The 3,900-nt window shown below is 63.9% G+C and carries 5 protein-coding genes and 1 pseudogene; 1 reads left to right on the forward strand and 5 read right to left on the reverse strand.

Annotated features, from left to right (window positions below):
• The coding region (locus tag RMO23_RS11470; RefSeq protein ID WP_309681567.1) for an ankyrin repeat domain-containing protein at nucleotides 1-283 on the forward strand (283 nt) is incomplete at its 5' end.
• Between the two features lie 136 nt (nucleotides 284-419).
• Here the strand turns inward: RMO23_RS11470 and RMO23_RS11475 are convergent.
• From RMO23_RS11475 to RMO23_RS11495, 5 genes and pseudogenes are all read right to left on the reverse strand, one after another.
• Nucleotides 420-1,379, reverse strand: coding sequence for a VCBS repeat-containing protein (locus RMO23_RS11475; protein WP_309681570.1), 960 nt, complete (start codon nucleotides 1,377-1,379; stop codon nucleotides 420-422).
• Nucleotides 1,380-1,511: 132 nt separating this feature from the next.
• Nucleotides 1,512-1,799, reverse strand: a pseudogene (locus tag RMO23_RS11480) (nucleotidyltransferase family protein); the annotation flags it as partial.
• A 4-nt stretch (nucleotides 1,800-1,803) separates the two neighbouring features.
• Nucleotides 1,804-2,121 (reverse strand): addiction module antidote protein, encoded by a 318-nt coding sequence (locus tag RMO23_RS11485; RefSeq protein WP_309681572.1) that lies wholly within the window; start codon nucleotides 2,119-2,121, stop codon nucleotides 1,804-1,806.
• A 3-nt stretch (nucleotides 2,122-2,124) separates the two neighbouring features.
• Nucleotides 2,125-2,421: a type II toxin-antitoxin system RelE/ParE family toxin gene (locus RMO23_RS11490; protein ID WP_309681574.1), complete on the reverse strand. Its 297-nt coding sequence runs from the start codon at nucleotides 2,419-2,421 to the stop codon at nucleotides 2,125-2,127.
• Nucleotides 2,422-2,475: 54 nt separating this feature from the next.
• Entirely contained in the window at nucleotides 2,476-3,786 is a 1,311-nt protein-coding gene (locus RMO23_RS11495; protein WP_309681576.1) for an adenine methyltransferase, read from the reverse strand.
• Nucleotides 3,787-3,900: the final 114 nt, after the last annotated feature.

Below are 3,900 nucleotides of genomic sequence, written 5' to 3' on the forward strand. Positions count from 1 at the left end.
GGCCCAGGATGGGGTGGCGGCGCTGCATGCGGCCGCACGCAGCGGCAACCTGGCGCAGCTTCAGCGCCTGCTGGCGCAAGGCGCGCCGCTCAATGCCCCCGACGACAGCGGCAAGACGGCCTTGATGCTGGCCGTCATCAATGGCCACGCCGCCATGGTGCAGCGGCTGCTGGCGCTGGGCGCCAACCCGGCCCTGACAGACCGCGACGGCCTGACCGCCCTGCAGCACGCCCGGCGCCTGGGCCGGGACCAGATCGCGGCGCTGATTGAAGCGGGCTCTTGAGTCTGCCCTGAACCGCCTTTATCCGCTGCAAACCGGTCGTTTTGGTAGTTTCACCTGCCAAACAGGCCTCCAGCCCAATCAAAACGCGCTCAGGCAGCTATCAAATAAGTAGCACACCAGAACCCCAAGGCGACCCTCAAGGCGCCAGCGTCAAGCGCAGCCAGGTGCCGTCGGCCAACTGCGCGCAGGCGCCAGGGGCCGCATCGGGCAAGCCGGCCAGCGGTGTCAGGCGCGTCACGCGGCTGCTCAGCCGCAGCAGCGGCGCGGCGTCAGCCCATTGGCCGGGCGCTTCCCAGCGCAGGCTGCGCAGGGCGCTATGGGTCTGGTCCGGCACCAGCACAGTGGGCCGCTGGCCCGGCGGGGTCAGCACGGCCGCCAGCTGCTGCTCGATCTCGCCATAGCGGTGGTTAGACACATTGCTCAGCGTCGCATAAGGCAGCAGCTGCGGCGGGCGAAAGTGGTGCAGCGTCAGCACCCCGCCGACGTGCGGCGTGGTCACGCTGGCCACGTCGAGCCGGCCGTCGCCGTCAAAGTCGGCCACCCCCGCCGGGTTGAGCCAGCGCATGGCCGCGCCAGCCTGCGGGCCGCGCGCGATCTCCTGCAGCGCCAGCACCGGGGCGCCCGCTTCGCGCTGTACGCGCCATACCTCCCGCACCCCCAGCACCACCAGCGCCGCCCCGCTATGGGCGTCGGATTCGACCAGCAAGATCTCGTCGCGGCCATCGCCATCGAGGTCCATCAGGCGCGGCAGCCGGTCTTCAAACACCCGGTGCGGCGGCAGGTGATACACCAGCTCTTGCGTGCCGTCGCCCGCAGCCAGCCGCACATGCAGGCTGCCCGCATGCACGCCGGAGCCCAGCGCCGCGTGCGGGTAATACGAGGTCGGCGAGCCCAGCCAGGCCCAGGCAATGTCGCGGCTACCGGCCACTACCTGGCTGTCGGGAATGCGCTGCGCGGCGGCTTCAGGCGGGGGGTTGATGGAAACCGCGGCAGTCACCACGCCGCACTGCGGCGCGGCGGCTTCGGCAGCAAGGCCCTGGCCCCAACTGACGCTGGCTGCGCCCAGCAGGCACAGCGCAGCAAGCGGTTTACACAAATTGAAGGCGCGAACGCGGGCGCGACGCGTTGCAAGAGTCATTCAGGTAAGTCGCGCCGGGCGGCCAAACCTTACGACGAACAGCGACTTCAAGCATGTGGTCAAGCTAGTCGGGCACACGGCCCGGGCTCGTACCGGACGGGCCTCGGCCAGCACCTGCGCCCTGAACTTGGCTGGCAGGTCGCCCGGCGTCAAGAGATCTACCAGAACACCCAGCAATGCCTCCAGCTCAACCTGAAGTCCACCGAGATCAAACAGCGTGGTGCCCGGTAGCGGATCAACCAGCAGGTCAATGTCGCTTCCCTCTGCATCATTGCCATGCGCCACTGAACCGAACACACGCGGATTGGCCGTGCGAAAGCGGGCTGCTGCCTCGCGTACCGCATTTCGCTTTAGTTTCAGTGATGTGGATGGTTTCATGGTGTCACCCTTCAACCTGCGCCGAGTGCACGCCCAGCTTCAAGCCCAGCGCCTTGATGACCTTCATGACCGTGGCGAACTCCGGGTTGCCATCGGGCGACAGTGCCTTGTACAGCCCCTCACGCGCCAGGCCCGTGTCCCGCGCCAGCTGGCTCATGCCGCGCGCGCGGGCAATGTCACCCAGCGCCGCACGAACGAGACTGCCGTCGCCGGGGTCTTCCTCAACGCAGGCCTGAAAATACAGCATGACGTCTTCCTCGGTCTTGAGGTCGTCCACGGGGTCCCAGCGAGTGAATTTTTCGGCAGCTTGTTTGCCAGACATGATTCAGTCCTTCCATTCTTTTGCAATTGCGATGGCGCGCTCGATGTCAGCATCCTGGGTTCGCTTGTCGCCGCCCGCCAGAAGCACGATCACCAGCGGGCCGCGCCGCACAAAATACACACGGTAGCCTGGGCCGTGGTCAATCCGTAGCTCGCTCACGCCGTCGCGCACCGGCTTCACGTCACCGGGGTTGCCCTCTGCCAGACGGCGGATGCGGGCATTGACACGGGCCGCAGCCAAGCGGTCTTTAAGCGCCGACCGCCAACGCTGGAAAGTTTCACTTTGAATAATTTCAAGCATTTACTGTAATCCATGGTTTACAAACAGTCAATCGCCACGATCACGCAAACTGAGCTACTCAGTTCCAGCCCGCGCCAGATTCAGCGCCAGCAGGCGCTTCAAGATTTCTTCGTCGGGCAGGTCGGCGCTGTAGTCGGCCCAGCCGTAGGCGCTGGCGACGGCGGCATCCAGGTCGTGGTGCGCGGCGGCCAGCCAGGCCGGACGCTGGTTGTAGAGCTTGGTCAGGGTGCGCTCGGCCAGGTCTTTCTCAAAGCCGTTTTTCGGCACGATGCGGTCCGGGTAGGGCGAGGTGCTCATGCCCAGCGGAATCACCTCGGGCACGCGCTGCGTCCACTCGGGCGGATTCAACCAGTTTTCGCGCAGGTCGTTGAGGCGTTTGGCGGCGCGGGCGATTTTTTCGGCGGCCGTTCGCACCGGGCTTGTCGGCATGTTGGCCGGGATGACTTCGCCGCCGGGCAGTGTTTCGGTTTGCTGGTGCGCGGTGTCGGCGGGGCTCAGGCCTGCCGGAAAGGGGAAGGTTTCGAAGCAGGTGGTGGGGGTGTAGCGCGGGTCGTTGCCGACGCCCAGCCAGGTGCACATCCGGAGCGACCAGAGTTCGTGGAAGCGGCTGTGCAGGATGCCGAAGGTGGTGTCGTCAGAAATGGTGATCGCAACAGTGGCGGTGTCGGGTAGATTGGCGGCTGGTTGCCATACGAACAAGCGATGTTTTGCAACCCGCGGGGTATTGATGTAACGCGGAACTTTCTGAATCGCGGCGCGAAACTGCTCGCCGTTGCGACCAAACCTCCACCAAAAAGTACGGCGAATCCGATCATTGTTTTTTTCACGTACCGGCTTCACAAACTGCAGCACATGCGCAAATGGCTGTTCATAAAGCGCAGCGTCTTGAGCCGACATAGACGCGCCAAAATCAATCACCCACCCATCGCGCCGCCTGCGTGTGATGTCGATTCCGTTAATCAGAGGCCGCAAGATTTCAGCGTTAGATCGCCCATGCGGATTGGGAGCGCGCATCCAGCGTCGTGCAGTTTGACCATCCACATCCAAGTCGCCATCCTTGCGCAAGCCTTCAAATACAAACCCAGCGTTCTCGGTTAACACTCGGGCCAGGGTTAGATCGATGCTGTCGGAATTCTCAGATTCAGGAGTCAAATCAGCATGAATTCCCGGAACCAAGGCGCCATCAAGGCGTGCGTCGCTTCTATGGCCGAAGCACACGAGCGAGACGCGCACCGCTGCGCCTTCGTTCACCCACGATTCATCACTCCACGCCTCGTAGATCCTTGATGAATGGGCGATGGTCTCCAAAACTTTGCGATTGCCGCCGCCGCGTATGGAGTTAGGGCTACGCTGATTAAGGTCCACGGCAACCGAGCGTGAAGCGTTACATGACGATGAAACAACAGACCCTTGCCATGGCAGCAGACCAATCGGGCTACGAGCAGTACCGCAAGCCTACGCGGCGAGAGGAGTTCTTGA

Origin of the sequence: Polaromonas sp., assembly GCF_031411155.1 — a bacterium.
Classification (GTDB): Bacteria; Pseudomonadota; Gammaproteobacteria; order Burkholderiales; family Burkholderiaceae_C; genus Polaromonas.